The following is a 14,751-nucleotide window of genomic DNA, read 5'->3' as shown; positions in this document are numbered from 1 at the left end:
TTGGACGGTGCAACTGCTCTTTACCCACTTTACTCTGCATTTGTTCAAGCGACCTATCCTAAAAAAGAGTATGATCCCTATGAAAAGGAAGTTATGGTCAATACGACACCAGATGCATATAACAATTTAATCTTCGGAAGAGTGGATATGATTTTTGCCGCAGCTCCTTCTAAATCACAAGTGGAAAAGGCAAAGGAACACGGAAAAGAACTTAAAATGATACCAATTGGTCGTGAAGCATTTGTCTTTTTTGTTCACCAGAAAAATCCTGTTTCAGGTCTAACAATGGAGCAAATAAAAAATATATATGCAGGAAAAGTAACGAATTGGGAAGAAGTGGGTGGAGCAATGGAGGATATTCGAGCATTCCAACGTCCAGCGGATAGTGGGAGCCAGTCAGCCTTGGAGCACTTAATGGGAGACATTCCAATTATGGAGGCGCCAACAGAGGATATTGCAACAGGAATGGGTGGTATTATTAATGAGGTTTCTCAATATAAAAACTACAAAAATGCCATTGGATACACATTCCGTTTTTATTCTACTGAAATGGTACAAAATAAGAAAATTAAACTGTTAGAAATAGACGGTGTCGCTCCTACGAAGGAAACTATACGATCGGGAGAATATCCCATTGCTTCGGAGTTTTACATTGTAACAGCAGGTACAGATAACCCAAATGTAGAGAAACTCATTGCATGGATCTTATCTCCAGAAGGACAGGAACTAATTGAAAAAACAGGATATGTATCGTTAGACTAATAGAAAGAAGAGCTCTTAATAGGGCTCTTCTTTTCCGATTAGAGCATCTCTAGCTCTTCATTCAATTTCTTCATTTGTCTTTTAAAATAAAGATAGAAGGACGTCCAAAAAATTACATAGAAGCCGAGGAATGAAGCAATGGCAATGGAAAAACTAGCCATATTAAATGGAACCCATCCAATACCAAAAGCTAAAAGGAAATACAATAGGATAACCGTGACAAAATGTAATGCCGTTTGCTGATAAAGCCGTAAATTAGGATTTTCAAAATAGAGGGAGCTGACCGTGAAAAACCCACCGCAAAAGATAGAGCCAAGCGAGTCTTTAGAAACAAAGTTCCATCTAGCATAATACGATCATTCGAAATTACATATAAATTTGTAAATACAACTGCAAGAAATGCACCGAAGAAAATACCAATCATGCTTCGAAATAAAAAGGTTTTCATTCGCTTTTCCTCCTATTCATTTTTAAAGCTTCCTTTATCGCATTCACATATGTCCGAGAAACGTATTCCTTCATTCCCGATTTAAAATACACACATAATGTGCCATTAAACGATGCTTCAAATCGGCTTAACTCATGTAGATTTGCAATAACCGATTTGGAGAGCCGGATAAACTTATTAGATGGAAGTATTCCTTCCAATTCATATAACTTCTCTTTTAGTTTGTAAGAACCAGAAGAGGTTACCGCGATAACCGCCTCTTTTTCGGTATGAAAGTAGTGAATATCAGTCGGTTTTAAAATATGCTGCATTTCTCCATCTTTTCCTACGAGGAATTCTGTTTCGCGCGCCTTTATAAAATCAAGAATGTCCTGCACGGAATCATCTAATTCTGGTGTTTCAATCATCACTTTTGTTTCTTTAAAATCACTATCTATATTCAATGATACTTTCAACTTTTTACACCCCTCTCGACTTAAGTGTAAACGTTTAGAAGTGAGCGGGCTATCCTATTTTACGTTTATTTTGAATACGAAGAATGACGAGTGCAACTGCAACTAGTGCAACAATGTAGCCAATTGAAAGAAACATATTTTGATCAAAAGTTAGTTGTCCATTCCAAACGGCAATAAATAAATTATTCATATGATACATTGGATTGAAATCTGCAATTACTTGGATGAATTTTGGCATCATGCTAATTGGCATTGCGAAACCACCAGTGAAGATTACAGCTTGAAAAACAACAATAGAGAATACTAATGCACTATTCATATGCTGAAAAAAGGAGTAAATGGCAGATGCAATAATCAATAATACAGCATTTAGAAAGATGAAAAATCCATAGGAAGTTAAAAAGCTTAGTAGCCCAAACTCCAAGTCAAACATGAACAACCCGATGATTAAAATGAATCCATATCCTAAACTCGTAATAATAGTGGAGCGGATAATACTTGAAAGTAATAGTGTATTTTTAGAAACAGGAGAAAGAGAGATTCGTTTCTCCACACCTGTTGTACGGTGGACGACTTGATCGAAACCGAAAGCAAAAAATACAACAGTAAACGTAATGAGTAAAATAAAGGATGGTGTATATGTTTGAGCGTAGCTTAAGTTACCTGCATACGATTGCTCTCCATATAATTGCCCCATGAAAATATACGTTGCAGGTGGCACGAAAATCGTAAAAACTAAGTAAAATAATTCTCTGGAAAACATTAATAAATCATATTTTAACTGTGTCGCTAACATTATTTTTCCCCCTTAAATAGATACTCTCTTCAGATAAAACTCATGGATGGATTTGTAGCCGGTTGCCAAAATACTTTCCGTTGTATCGAATACTTCATTCACACCATTATTGATGAGCATTACTTTGTCGCAATATAGCTCAATCTCATCCATATTATGAGTGGTTAATATGACCGTTCCACCCGTCCGTTTATTGTAATCTGTAATATAGGACCAAAGCATATTCCGCATATGGGGATCTAGTCCAGTTGTCGGTTCATCTAAAATGAGCAGTTTTGGTGCAGATAAAAAAGCAATAGCTAAGCTCACAATTTGTTTCCAACCACCTGAAAGCTTATCAAAATACTTCTTCCGGTGAGGTTCCAGCTTGAAATCGACGATAATTTTTTTAATGTCTAGATCCGATTTGTAATATGCTTTGAACAGTTTTAGTAATTCTTCTACTTTCAATGTTTTATAAAATTGAGTCGGTTGCAGGACAACAGAAATCTGCTTCCGCACTTGTTCAAGTCGATTCATAGGTAGTGATGCAATATTCTCATCTAACACAATAACTGTTCCTGCATCGTATTGTTTAATCGTCATTAATATTTCCAAAAACGTCGATTTCCCGGCTCCATTTTTTCCAATGACTCCTATGATTTCTCCAGACTGAGCATGAAAGTTTACACCTTGTAACACATGGTTCGTTCCGTATGATTTTGTTAGATTGTTCACTTCAATTATCTTCACTTGCTATCCCTCCGCTATATTTCTTTGTAATGCCAGTGTATGGTGAATTCTTTACTGTGTAACCCGTTTTTCGGTGACTGGGGGAAATAGGAGAGTGACTTGCATAAAAGAAAGGGTCACTTACAAAGGGGAAATATATGGCGTAGGGTAACCAGGTTGGCGGTAAGAGTAACCAATCTAATTAATGATGTAGCAGAAAATTGCAAACAGTGGGATAATATTTTAGTAAAATGTATTTTGATGAGGAAGAGGTAATATGTATGGTTTATTTAAGTATGGTGTTTTTTCAAGTAGTTGCCCCGATTCTAATCATGCTAGGAATTGGAGCGTCACTGCAGCTAAAGTTTCAATTTAATCTAAAGGCGTTATCGAATTTAATCACTTATTGTTTAATGCCAGCAGCTGTTTTTATTAATATATATGAAACGAAAGTGAATGCGGGGGTATTGGGACATATAATTCTATACTTATTGATTTTTAGTGTTAGTTTAATGCTGTTAGGAGCAATTGTTAGTAAACTCTTAAAGCTTAATAGAAACCAAGCGGCTATTTATAAAAATAGTGTCGTGCTCATCAACTCCGGAAACTACGGTATTCCTGTAAGTCAGATGTTGTTTGCGGCGAATCCTCTTGGAACGTCTATTCAGATTATTATTGTCATTTTCCAAAATGTAATTACGTATACATATGGTCTTTATAATTTAATCTCTTCTACAAAGTCTGGCTTAGATATTTTACGCAGCTTGCTTCGTTTGCCAATTGTGCATGCGCTTATAGTTGGTGCGCTGATGAATATATTCAATATTGGCATTCCAATATTTTTGCGTATTCCACTTGATTACTTAGCGAATGCGTTTATTTCGATTGCGTTGATTACTTTAGGAGCGCAATTAGCACAGTTAGATATTAAAACGATTTTAAATAAAGTGATATTAACAAGTACAATAGGTAGGTTAGTTATAGGTCCTGTTCTAGCTTTCGGATTAATTCTATTAATGGGATTTGATGGGGTCGTAGCACAGTCATTATTTATCGCAAGTGCTTTTCCAACATCTCGAAATAGCTCGACACTTGCATTAGAGTATGATGTAGAAGCAAATTTAGCCGCACAAATTGTATTATTTTCGACAGTCGTTAGTTGTATTACGGTAACAATCGTTATTTATCTTTCGAATATTTTGTGGGGATAGTGAGTGGATAGGATGGAAAAGAGGTCATTACAAGCAAGAATTTTTGGATTTGGAGCAGTCTTTGTATCTGTTGTAGCAATTATGACAGGTATTTCTTTTTATTTTATCATTTCGCATGCGATTGAAGGGCAAGTTGGAGAACGTGCGCTTAGCATCGCTGTTACTACAGCAGAACGACCAGATATTATAGCAGGCTTCGAGTCAGACAATCCAACAGATGTGTTACAACCCATCGCAATGACCATTCAGGCAAGTACAGGGGCAGAATATGTCGTTATTGGGGATAAAGACGGTATCCGCTATGCGCATCCAGTAGTCGAAAGAATCGGAAAAAAAATGGTCGGGGATGACAATGAACAAGCCCTATTATACGGGAAATCCTATATTTCGGAAGCTACTGGTACACTTGGCACAGCCCTTAGAGGAAAAGCTCCTGTAATGGATGAGAATGGTGATATTATCGGAATTATATCGGTTGGATTTTTAAAAGAGGATATGACAACGTTATTCATTCGCTATGTAGATAATATTGCCTATATCGTTGTAATTGCAATATTACTAGGAATTCTAGGTTCTAGTATATTAGCAAGGAATATTAAGAAAGAGTTGTTTGATCTGGAGCCAGTAGAAATTGCGAATCTGTTCACAGAGCGTAATGCATTGATAGAATCCGTTCGTGAAGGGATTGTAATGGTAGATGCAAAAGGCATGATTACAATGGCCAATTCAGCTGCACTTGAAATATTATCATTACCGTCTCATACCAAATTAGTCGGGCGAAATATTTGGGAGGTTATACCAAATACGTATCTTCCGCAAGTATTAGAATCTGGTGAAGAGCATTTAGATCGATCGATGGAGTTAAGAGGAAAAAAGGCAATCGTTAATCGTATACCCATTCGTGACGGCGAGAAAATTATCGGAGCTGTATCAAGTTTTCGCTCCCAATCTGATATTGATCGTTTAGCAGAAGAACTATCACAAGTGAAGCAATATACAGAGGCTTTACGTGCTCAAACCCACGAATACAATAATTTTTTATATACCATTTCTGGTCTTATTCAACTGAACTCTTATGATGAAGCTATTAACTTAATCCATGTGGAAACAGCAGAGCATCAATCCCTTATTCAATTTATGACGAAGCGTTTACAGGACCCGTTTCTTGGTGGGATTGTCATTGGGTTTCTTAATCGCGCAAAGGAATTAAAAGTGCGGTTTATATTGGATGAAGATAGTTATTTAGAAAAGCTACCGAAGCATCTGCAGAAGCATCTCTTTGTTTCTATAATTGGTAACTTAGTGACGAATGCCTTTGAAGCAGTAGAGAAATTACCAGAAGAGCTACGCAATGTCCGCATATTGATCGTGGACAATGGAGAGGAAATCATAATAGAAGTGGAAGACTCCGGGGCAGGGGTACCTGCGGAAGTGCTAGATATAGTTTGGAAAGAGAAAGTATCTACGAAAAGTGATACGAATCGGGGATTTGGTTTGGTAAAAGTAAAGGAAAACGTGAATGATTTAGGTGGTTCTATCGCGCTTGAAAAGGGAGATTTGGGCGGAGCATTGTTTATCGTTTCTATTCCAAAAGGGGGTTATTTACATGACAAAGCAAATAGAGATTTTAATCGTGGAGGATGATAAACGAATTTCGGATATTCATCGACGATTTATCGAAAAGTTGGAAGAATTTAAAGTTATCGGCTCAGCGTATACAGGAGAAGAAGCAAAGGATTGGATTATTTCATATATGCCAGATTTAATCTTACTGGACGTTTATCTGCCAGATACACTTGGAACGGATTTATTGACAATTATCCAAGAACATAGTCCAGACACGGATATCATTTTTATCACTGCAGCAGCAGAGTCGGAAATAGTAAAAAAAGCGTTCCGAGGCGGTGTGGCGGATTATATTTTAAAGCCATTAACATTCGAGAAGTTTAAAGAAAGTTTACTATCCTATAAAACGAAAAGAGACATTCTTACAGGCAGCGGGAGGGTACAGGAGGAATTGATCAAGTCACTTTGGAATAACACTTCTTCCATTCCTCATTCGGAAGATACTCCGCCAAAAGGAATTGATCCCATTACAAAAGAAAAAGTGGTCAATCATATTAAGAAAGTAAATGACGGCATTACAGCAGAAGCACTTGGGTTAGAGGTTGGAGTAAGTCGTTCAACTGCAAGACGTTACTTAGAGTATCTTGCATCTGAAAAGCTTGTCTATGCTGAGCTTATTTACGGGACAGTTGGTAGACCAGAACGAAGATACTTCATTCATTCGTCGTGAACAATATGAACAAAATGATTTCAATTTTCATTATCCAACTTATCATCAGAAACATTGTATTAGTCAAATGTTCTGATAAATTAATAACAAGCGAATGAAAACGCTGTCATTACTTTGGGGATGAGGGGGATTTTATGAAAACTTGGAAGAAGGTCACGTCAATCGCTTTTACAGCTGTTTTAGCAGTGGGGTTAGCGGCTTGTTCGTCAAGTGAAAAAGGAAGCGAAAGTAAAGTTGAAGGAGCTAGTACATCGGATTATCCGAAAAATAATATTACGATTGTAGCTCCATCAGGTGCTGGAGGCGGATGGGATTTAACTGCTCGATCAATCGCTAAAACGATGAATGATACAAAGTTAATCGAAAAACCAATCGTCGTTGAAAATAAACCAGGGGGCGGCGGAGCGGTTTACATGGCAGAGTTTGCAACGAAAGAAGCGAAAAATGACTATGTACTCATGGTAAAGTCTCCACCAATTCTTATTAACAATGATAAAGCAGAAGGGAACAGCCCTTACGGTTACAAAGATACAACACCACTTGCGCAACTAACTCGTGACTACGGAGCGATTGTTGTGAAAAGTGACTCATCTTTCGAAACATTGCAAGATGTGCTAGATGCGATTAAAGCTGAGCCAACAGCAGTAACACTTGCAGGTGGTTCTGCACCTGGTTCAATGGATCATCTTGTAGGAATCTTGCCTGCATTTGAAGCGGGAATTGATCCGAAAGCAGTGAAGTATGTGTCATATGATGGTGGTGGAGAAGCGGTTGCTGCATTATTAGGCGGTAATGCAGACGTTATCGCAACAGATGCATCTACGATCGCAACATATGCAAAATCTGGAGATGTACGCGTATTGGCAGTTAGCTCTTCTGAACGTTTAGAAGGAGAACTAGCAGATGTACCTACTTATAAAGAATCAGGTATCGATGCAGAGTTTACTATCTGGAGAGGTATTTTTGGACCGAAAGAAATGTCTGAAGGTGCAAAAAACTATTGGTCTGACAAACTAGCAGAAATGGTTGAAACAGACGAGTGGAAAGCAGAGTTAGAAAAGAATGGCTGGGCAAGCGAATACCGTAACTCAGCAGACTTTACTACTTATTTAGAAGAACAAGATAAAGTGATTGTAGAACTTTTAACAGCACTTGGTATGCAAAAATAATAGTATATAGGCGGCTGCAAAGTCGCCTTTTTAAGTTAGGAGCGATTAAAAATATGAATAAAAAATTCGATCGGTTTGCCGGTGTTGCCTTTTTGTTAGTCGGGATTTTGTTTCTTGTAGAGAGTCAAAAAATTTCTGACAGTGCATACGGCTCATCCGTCGGTCCAAAAATATTTCCGATGTGGCTTGGTATTATATTAATTGCTTTAAGTGCTCGTCTTTTATATGAAACATTTAAATACAAATCGGAAGAATGGAAGAAAGAGCGACTGCAATATAAAAAGTTCCTGATCATTTTTGTAAGTGCAGTGCTTTATGCCTTTTTCTTAGAGAAGATTGGATATGTCGTATCTACTTTTCTATTTTTACTAATTGCTTTTCAAACGGTGGAGCGTGGAAAAATGGTTTATTCCATTCTAATTTCAGCTGCTTTTTCATTTGGTGTCTATTATATGTTTTCGGAGCTTCTCGGCGGTTCATTGCCAGGATTTCCGTTGTTGTAGAGAGGAAGGAGTTAAGCTATGGATACATTACAATTTTTAGCAGACGGTTTTAGTGTCGCTTTTCAGTGGCAAAATTTATTGTTTGCTTTGGTCGGCGTTATCATTGGGACGGCAGTAGGAGTGTTACCGGGTATAGGTCCGATGAGCGGTGTTGCTCTCCTAATTCCTGTAACAGCAACGATTACTTCAGGTATGCCAACTAGTGCAGCTGCGGCGAGTTCAATTATTTTATTAGCAGGGGTTTATTATGGAGCGATGTACGGAGGATCAACTACTTCTATTTTATTGAACACACCAGGGGAATCCTCTTCCGTTGTGACGACATTAGATGGTTATCAAATGGCACAACAAGGTCGTGCAGGAGCGGCTTTGGCAATTTCGGCAATTGGATCATTTTGTGCTGGGATTGTAGCACTGATCGGCCTTGTTCTTTTAGCAGAACCGTTATCGAACGTTGCCGTAAAGTTTGGACCAGCGGAATACTTTTCTCTAATGTTATTAGGATTAGCAGCAGTTAGTGGGCTTGCAGGAAAGTCGATGACTAAAGCGTTGATCATGACTGTTTTAGGGCTAATGCTTGGAACAATTGGAATCGATGCTGTTTCTGGTATTGCTCGATTTACATACGATCAGCCTATTTTGTATTCCGGACTTGAATTTTTAACAGTTGCTGTAGGGTTATTTGCACTTGGAGAAGTATTTAAAACGATTTTAGAGAAAGATGAAGAGACGGGTGCAATTGCCAAAATTCATCGTATAATGCCAACTAAACAAGACCTGAAAGACAGTGCAATACCAATTACGCGTGGCTCTCTTCTTGGATTCTTTATCGGAGTTTTACCAGGAGCAGGTGCGACACTTGCCTCTTTCTTCTCGTATATGACAGAGAAAAAATTTAGTAAAAACCCAGAAACGTTTGGTAAAGGAAATATTGCAGGTGTAGCTGGTCCCGAGTCAGCAAATAATGCAGCTTCTGGTGGGGCAATGATTCCACTTTTAACTTTAGGAATTCCTGGATCAGGTACAACTGCAATATTAATGGGTGCACTAATCATGTACAATATTCAACCAGGTCCATTACTGTTTGACGAGCACCCAGAAGTTGCATGGGGACTAATCGCAAGTATGTTCATCGGAAACTTAATGTTACTTGTGTTGAATATGCCATTAGTTCGCGTCTTTGCAAAAATTATTGAAACACCTAAAAAGTATTTACTACCGATGATAGTCGCAATTTCCTTCTTTGGTGTGTACGCAGTCCAATACACAACATTTGATTTGTTTTTACTTTTAGGCTGCGGTGTTTTAGGTTATTTATTGTCTAAGAATGATTACCCAGTGGCTCCTTTAGTTCTTGCCCTTGTATTAGGACCGATGATCGAAAATAATATGCGACGCGCTTTAACCATTTCAAATGGAGACTTCAGCATTTTCTTTACGAAACCATTATCATTGGTGTTCATCGTAGCGGCAGCAGCGTGGTTGTTAGTTCCTTTACTGCTCAAGCTTAGAGGACGAAAAGTTATTATAAATGAAGAAGGTTAATAGAAATGCAGACTCCATTTGAGAGTCTGCATTTTTTGTTAAACCTATGAAATAGTGTAACGTACCGCTTCTTTTCTCAAACACTAATTTTCATGATACGATTGGAGTATATAAAGTTTTGTAAGGGGGTAGATTCTGTGTTCATAGATAAGCTGAAAAATAGGTTAAATGAAAATCAACCTCTGTTTATCGGAGAGGAGACGGCATTACGTTCAGCTGTTATGATACCACTTATTCAAGTAGATAATGAATGGCATGTTCTTTTTGAAGTACGTTCACTAACGATGAGAAAACAACCAGGGGATATAAGTTTTCCGGGTGGTCGAATTGATGCAACAGATGCATCGCCAATGGAAGCAGCCATACGAGAAACCCATGAAGAACTAGGAATACATCCAGCATCCATCAACGTATTGGGACAAATGAGTGCATATGTTTCATCTCCCTCTTTCGTTGTGTATCCGTTTGTAGCGACGGTTGACCAGCATCCAATACATTCCTTTAATAAGCAAGAGGTCGAAGAGGTATTCACGATACCGGTCGACTGGTTGTTGAACTATCAACCTTATATGCATACAGTATCCGTTCAACCGATGCCCTTGACCGATTTTCCCTTTGAAAAGATTATGAATGGCGATAAATATCAATGGAGACCACGTGCGATCGAGGAATGGTTCTATGATTTTGGAAAATATACAATATGGGGTTTGACCGCGAGAATATTAAAGCATTTTGTAGAGACGATCAAATAAGTAATGTTGGAATTTTTATCAAAGTATCCGAATAGGCTGATATAACGAAGAGTGTACAAGAATTCAATTATTGCTGCTCTTACGATAAGGAGGCTAGTTGATGACAGTGTCGGAAGGAAAGTATGTGGAAGTAGACCCTGGTGTAGAATTATATGTCCAAGATGTAGGAAGGGGGGAACCAATTGTTTTTATCCCTGGCTTTACGTTTACAACGGAAGTATTTACTCATCAAGTGGAGCATTTCTCGAAAACAAATCGAGTCATTGTTATCGATCCAAGAAGTCATGGGCGCTCATCGATTACGTTACAGGGAAATGATTATGTAACGCATGGTACCGATTTGGCAAAGGTACTCGATATATTACAACTAAAGAACGTAACACTGGCAGGCTGGTCATTCGGTTGCTTAACTATTTGGGAGTATTTAAAACAACACGGCTATGACAATGTAAAGTCTCTTATTTTCATTGATATGTCACCAAAGGCATTGTCGACAAACGGTGTAGAAGATTGGGTGGAAGGTCCTCTAGATGACATTGGAGCAATTTATAACACGTACTTACGCGATCCGGCTGGTCAACGAGAATTTATCAAGGCATATACAACAAGTGTCATGGTGCAGCGTGATGTAACGGAGGAGGAGTTAAATTGGCTAGTGGAGCAATCTTTAAAAACTCCTCATTATATTGCTGCGAATTTATTTGCATCTGGTATGTTCTCTGATTATCGGGAACAAGCGAGAATAGCTAGTGAAACAGTACCGACATTAACGATTGTGGCGGACCATTGGGCAGATAAAGCAATTGCATTTACACAAAAGATCTCTCCAAAGTCCAGCATAGAAGTACTTGGCGGACACCTAATGTTCTGGGAGCATAGCAAGGAATTTAACAAGTTAGTAGATCAGTTCTTAGAAGGCTGACTTTTGACGGAAATAATTAAAGAAATGCAGACTCTCTATTAGATGAGGGGCTGTATTTTTATGCTTTAGGAAATTATTAAAAACTAGAAAAATAAGTGGTACCTCTTAAAGCTCTATATAAGAATGCTGCGTAGTAAGTCCGAAATAGACAGAAGCATGAGTTCTTTTGTTCTGGAAGTATTATGTATAACCGCTCATTGTGTTGACTTAAGGGTAAAAGAAACACAAAATAAGGTTAAAGACTGAACAAGGAGGCAATATGATGAAGAAGCTATTATTAACAGGATTTGAACCGTTTTTATCTTTTACCGTAAATCCTACCATGCGTATAGTGGAGGAACTAAATGGACTGGAAATTGGAGACTATCAAGTGTTAAGTCGAGTGCTGCCAGTCGATTTTGCGTTATCTGGAGCAAAAATTTTAGCACATATCGAAGATGTTAAGCCGGATGCGGTCATTTCATTAGGATTAGCAGGGGGCAGATATAAGATCACTCCAGAACGAATCGCCATTAATGTGAAAGATGGAGCAGCCGACAATGAGGGGCATATCCCGGTCGATGAAACTATTAATATAGAAGGAGAGCCCGGTTACTTTTCCACATTACCTATTCGTCAAATGGTTAATAAACTATTAGAAGAAGGGTTTCCTGCAGAAATATCCAACACGGCGGGAACTTATCTATGCAACAACGTTATGTATGAAGCATTGCAATATGCAAAAACAGTGAATCCCAATATGAAAGCAGGATTTATCCATATTCCAGCATCTCATGAATTAGCGATCCAACATGGGAAAATTCCTAGTTGGTCACATGCAGATTTGAAGAAGAGTGTAGAGATTTGTATTGGGGAATTAGTGTAAGCTTTAAAAGAAAATTAAGAATAGGTATTCTATTTAATGAGACAGGCATACCTGTTTTCTGACTTTATAAATGGCCAAGGGGGTAGGAAAGATGTACCGTAAAGAATTATTTGTATTCCAAGAAGGAAGGCCCATTCGAGCAATTGTAAGAAACTATAAAAAAGAAGATTTTAAAGACTTGATCGCCATTCAGCAAGAATGTTTTCCACCACCCTTTCCGTCTGAATTGTGGTGGAGTGAGGAGCAGCTTGCAAACCATGTAAAGCTTTATCCGGAAGGTGCTTTATGCGTGGAAATAAATGGTGAGCTTGTTGGTTCTATCACTGGATTATTGGTTCCTTTTGATTCAGAAAACCCAATACATACTTGGGATGAAGTAACAGATCATGGGTACATCAGAAATCACGATCCTAAAGAGAAAACATTGTATATTGTTGATATTTCAGTCAAACCTGCATTTCGCAAGCTCGACTTAGGCAAGCTATTGATGCAAGCTGTATATGAGCGGGTAGTTCATGATGATTTGGATCGCGTACTCGGAGGAGGAAGGATGCCAGGGTATCACCATTATGCGAGGGAACTAACACCTGAACAGTATGTGGAAAATGTTCTATATGGTAATTTGAAAGACCCAGTAATTTCGTTTTTGCTCAGATGTGGGCGCACTCCAGTTTGTGTTGTTCCAAATTATTTGGAGGATGAGGAGTCACATAATAATGCTTTGTTGATGGAATGGAAAAATCCTTTCAAATAAATGAATACAAGTTTTTCATGAAAGGTATAAGGGGATTGAAACTCTTTACTACATTGAACAGTAAAGTAATTATCACTTGTTCGCCAGATAGATAGTAAAAAGGAGATGATTTAGTATACTTTTATTTAAAGCAATCATGTTAATTTTAGTTGTTGTTGCCGTCATGACTGTCATGGAAATGGTTTTACGAAAAGTTTTTAATATAGGTAAAAGAGAAAAGAATCGACCGAGATATGTGAATAATATGCATAAATGGGGCGAGATTGCTCTAATAGTTTTATTCGTAATAAGCTATATTATGGTAATAAATTTAGACCTTGAATGGAGTTATTTATGGATTGCGTTCTTTTTTGCAATCCTTCAATTATTTCGTGCTTTTATGGAATGGAAATATCCAATTCAACGTGGCGAATATATCATCCATCTTTTTGGAGCGGTTGTTCTTGTTATTTTTATTCTCCTTGTATCATACACTGATTGGCTGAATCGTTTCCTAGGGTTTTAATAGATTCATTGTTTAACGCTTATTGTTTCATTCATAGGTTATATTTCTTTCGCCGTTGTTTTTATTTGATACTCTTTCGGTGAGACTCCGTATTTCTTCTTGAACTGTTGCAAAAAAGCAGACATGCTTTGATACCCGACCTGAAGTGCCACATTGGTTACACTTTGCGATGGATTACGTAGCAATTGTGCTGCTTGTTCCATGCGAATAGTTGCGACACGTTCCATTGGGGTTAATTGGAAGGCTCTTTGGTACATTCGGTTTAACTGTGACTCACTGACATTCGTGACTTCTGTTAACTGCTTCATACGAATCGGTTGGTGATAATTTTGTAATATATAGCTTTCTGCATTTCGAATTGGATCGGGTAACAAATAGTGATCCAGTACATACGTGATTTTGGACAGCATATGTTCGTTTGGAAAGATGTAAGCCATAATTTCTAGTAAGGCAAGATGAACAAAATAAGGTTGATTTTTGGAAAGGTGAACAAGGATCTTTTGGAGTAGGCTATTGATCTCCACGGTCCACGGTTCCTGTAAAATACACACTCGATTCGGATTTTCGAGTAGCGACGGCGAAAATTGATGATGCTGCTGTAAAAGGTGAACAAATTGCTCTGTTATAGAGATGGATAGGGGAAAAAGAAGCGTACTGCTCATCTTTCCAATCTCAAAACGGACATTTACACCTTGCGGATAAAATACATATTCTCCGACTTTGAGTGGGCGAGATTCGTCTTCACCGATTTGATAAGTCAAACTTCCTTCTAGGACAAAAAGGATTTCGGGTTCTGATGACTTGAACTCAGAGCTTGTTTTGTTTTGGTAATGAGAAAATGAAATGCTATCAAGCATTACATGATTCTCTTTTTTTAACACTTCAAGTATATGTTTCAATTTGCCACCCCACTTTAACTTTATTCAGCAGGGCTTGTGGTCCCCTACTAAATTGTATACATCCTTTGCGTTCAGCTCACCACTAATAGAAGTGGGGGAATTCTGCTGAATCAAGTTAAAATAAATATAACGGAAAACGCCCCTCTATATCAATAGAG

At 38.0% G+C, this 14,751-nt stretch carries 18 protein-coding genes; 12 read left to right on the top strand and 6 right to left on the bottom strand.

Annotation, left to right across the window (positions count from 1 at the left end; genetic code table 11):
• The gene (locus tag OR571_RS00340; protein ID WP_481900348.1) at positions 1-762 is read left to right on the top strand and encodes a PstS family phosphate ABC transporter substrate-binding protein; all 762 of its coding nucleotides are present in this window, start codon (positions 1-3) and stop codon (positions 760-762) included.
• Between the two features lie 38 nt (positions 763-800).
• Here the strand turns inward: OR571_RS00340 and OR571_RS00335 are convergent, their stop codons facing one another.
• Genes OR571_RS00335 through OR571_RS00320 form a run of 5 tightly spaced genes read right to left on the bottom strand, consistent with a single transcriptional unit; the run spans position 801 to position 3,193 of the window.
• Positions 801-1,070 (bottom strand): DUF3021 domain-containing protein, encoded by a 270-nt coding sequence (locus tag OR571_RS00335; protein ID WP_348774999.1) that lies wholly within the window; start codon positions 1,068-1,070, stop codon positions 801-803.
• Entirely contained in the window at positions 953-1,210 is a 258-nt protein-coding gene (locus OR571_RS22690) for a hypothetical protein (RefSeq protein WP_348774996.1), read from the bottom strand. Before OR571_RS22690 ends, OR571_RS00335 begins: the two co-directional genes overlap by 118 nt.
• A complete protein-coding gene (locus OR571_RS00330; RefSeq protein ID WP_282240912.1) occupies positions 1,207-1,665 on the bottom strand; it encodes a LytTR family DNA-binding domain-containing protein in 459 nt (152 codons plus the stop codon). The genes OR571_RS22690 and OR571_RS00330 overlap by 4 nt, the downstream gene beginning before the upstream one ends.
• Before the next feature lie 49 nt (positions 1,666-1,714).
• On the bottom strand, positions 1,715-2,461 hold the full coding sequence (locus OR571_RS00325; RefSeq protein ID WP_282240911.1) for an ABC transporter permease: 747 nt from the start codon (positions 2,459-2,461) through the stop codon (positions 1,715-1,717).
• Between the two features lie 12 nt (positions 2,462-2,473).
• Positions 2,474-3,193, bottom strand: a complete 720-nt coding sequence (locus tag OR571_RS00320; RefSeq protein WP_282240910.1) for an ABC transporter ATP-binding protein — start codon at positions 3,191-3,193, stop codon at positions 2,474-2,476.
• Positions 3,194-3,453: 260 nt separating this feature from the next.
• On the opposite strand from OR571_RS00320, the gene OR571_RS00315 reads away from it, so the two are divergent.
• The 11 genes from OR571_RS00315 to OR571_RS00265 all read left to right on the top strand — a co-directional run bounded on the left by OR571_RS00315 (position 3,454) and on the right by OR571_RS00265 (position 13,694).
• A complete protein-coding gene (locus OR571_RS00315) occupies positions 3,454-4,383 on the top strand; it encodes an AEC family transporter (RefSeq protein ID WP_282240909.1) in 930 nt (309 codons plus the stop codon).
• A 12-nt stretch (positions 4,384-4,395) separates the two neighbouring features.
• A complete protein-coding gene (locus OR571_RS00310; protein WP_282240908.1) occupies positions 4,396-6,027 on the top strand; it encodes an ATP-binding protein in 1,632 nt (543 codons plus the stop codon).
• Positions 5,990-6,679 (top strand): response regulator, encoded by a 690-nt coding sequence (locus tag OR571_RS00305; RefSeq protein ID WP_282240907.1) that lies wholly within the window; start codon positions 5,990-5,992, stop codon positions 6,677-6,679. Before OR571_RS00310 ends, OR571_RS00305 begins: the two co-directional genes overlap by 38 nt.
• Positions 6,680-6,813: 134 nt before the next feature.
• Positions 6,814-7,848, top strand: coding sequence for a Bug family tripartite tricarboxylate transporter substrate binding protein (locus tag OR571_RS00300; protein WP_282240906.1), 1,035 nt, complete (start codon positions 6,814-6,816; stop codon positions 7,846-7,848).
• 53 nt (positions 7,849-7,901) lie between these two features.
• On the top strand, positions 7,902-8,351 hold the full coding sequence (locus OR571_RS00295) for a tripartite tricarboxylate transporter TctB family protein (RefSeq protein WP_282240905.1): 450 nt from the start codon (positions 7,902-7,904) through the stop codon (positions 8,349-8,351).
• 18 nt (positions 8,352-8,369) lie between these two features.
• Positions 8,370-9,896 carry a tripartite tricarboxylate transporter permease gene (locus OR571_RS00290; protein ID WP_282240904.1) on the top strand — a complete coding sequence of 509 codons (1,527 nt, stop codon included), beginning with the start codon at positions 8,370-8,372 and terminating at the stop codon, positions 9,894-9,896.
• Between the two features lie 137 nt (positions 9,897-10,033).
• On the top strand, positions 10,034-10,648 hold the full coding sequence (locus OR571_RS00285; RefSeq protein ID WP_282240903.1) for an NUDIX hydrolase: 615 nt from the start codon (positions 10,034-10,036) through the stop codon (positions 10,646-10,648).
• Positions 10,649-10,748: 100 nt separating this feature from the next.
• Positions 10,749-11,570: an alpha/beta fold hydrolase gene (locus OR571_RS00280; protein ID WP_282240902.1), complete on the top strand. Its 822-nt coding sequence runs from the start codon at positions 10,749-10,751 to the stop codon at positions 11,568-11,570.
• A 262-nt stretch (positions 11,571-11,832) separates the two neighbouring features.
• Positions 11,833-12,435, top strand: a complete 603-nt coding sequence (pcp, locus tag OR571_RS00275; RefSeq protein WP_282240901.1) for a pyroglutamyl-peptidase I — start codon at positions 11,833-11,835, stop codon at positions 12,433-12,435.
• 91 nt (positions 12,436-12,526) lie between these two features.
• On the top strand, positions 12,527-13,189 hold the full coding sequence (locus OR571_RS00270) for a GNAT family N-acetyltransferase (protein WP_282240900.1): 663 nt from the start codon (positions 12,527-12,529) through the stop codon (positions 13,187-13,189).
• Positions 13,190-13,325: 136 nt separating this feature from the next.
• Positions 13,326-13,694, top strand: coding sequence for a DUF4181 domain-containing protein (locus OR571_RS00265; protein ID WP_282240899.1), 369 nt, complete (start codon positions 13,326-13,328; stop codon positions 13,692-13,694).
• Positions 13,695-13,732: 38 nt separating this feature from the next.
• Here the strand turns inward: OR571_RS00265 and OR571_RS00260 are convergent, their stop codons facing one another.
• Positions 13,733-14,593: an AraC family transcriptional regulator gene (locus tag OR571_RS00260; protein ID WP_282240898.1), complete on the bottom strand. Its 861-nt coding sequence runs from the start codon at positions 14,591-14,593 to the stop codon at positions 13,733-13,735.
• Between the last annotated feature and the right edge of the window lie 158 nt (positions 14,594-14,751).

It is taken from the genome of Psychrobacillus sp. NEAU-3TGS (assembly GCF_029955155.1).
GTDB lineage: Bacteria > Bacillota > Bacilli > Bacillales_A > Planococcaceae > Psychrobacillus.
Note: the sequence above shows the minus strand (reverse complement) of the source record. Positions and strands in the feature narration are given on the sequence as shown.

Excerpts from the sequence above, each read along its gene's own strand:
- OR571_RS22690 (WP_348774996.1), bottom strand. The coding sequence starts at position 1,210 with ATGAAAACCTTTTTATTTCGAAGCATGATTGGTATTTTCTTCGGTGCA.
- OR571_RS00325 (WP_282240911.1), bottom strand. The coding sequence starts at position 2,461 with ATGTTAGCGACACAGTTAAAATATGATTTATTAATGTTTTCCAGAGAA.
- OR571_RS00315 (WP_282240909.1), top strand. The coding sequence starts at position 3,454 with ATGGTTTATTTAAGTATGGTGTTTTTTCAAGTAGTTGCCCCGATTCTA.
- OR571_RS00310 (WP_282240908.1), top strand. The coding sequence starts at position 4,396 with ATGGAAAAGAGGTCATTACAAGCAAGAATTTTTGGATTTGGAGCAGTC.
- OR571_RS00305 (WP_282240907.1), top strand. The coding sequence starts at position 5,990 with ATGACAAAGCAAATAGAGATTTTAATCGTGGAGGATGATAAACGAATT.
- OR571_RS00300 (WP_282240906.1), top strand. The coding sequence starts at position 6,814 with ATGAAAACTTGGAAGAAGGTCACGTCAATCGCTTTTACAGCTGTTTTA.
- OR571_RS00295 (WP_282240905.1), top strand. The coding sequence starts at position 7,902 with ATGAATAAAAAATTCGATCGGTTTGCCGGTGTTGCCTTTTTGTTAGTC.
- OR571_RS00290 (WP_282240904.1), top strand. The coding sequence starts at position 8,370 with ATGGATACATTACAATTTTTAGCAGACGGTTTTAGTGTCGCTTTTCAG.
- OR571_RS00280 (WP_282240902.1), top strand. The coding sequence starts at position 10,749 with ATGACAGTGTCGGAAGGAAAGTATGTGGAAGTAGACCCTGGTGTAGAA.
- pcp (WP_282240901.1), top strand. The coding sequence starts at position 11,833 with ATGAAGAAGCTATTATTAACAGGATTTGAACCGTTTTTATCTTTTACC.
- OR571_RS00270 (WP_282240900.1), top strand. The coding sequence starts at position 12,527 with ATGTACCGTAAAGAATTATTTGTATTCCAAGAAGGAAGGCCCATTCGA.
- OR571_RS00265 (WP_282240899.1), top strand. The coding sequence starts at position 13,326 with ATGTTAATTTTAGTTGTTGTTGCCGTCATGACTGTCATGGAAATGGTT.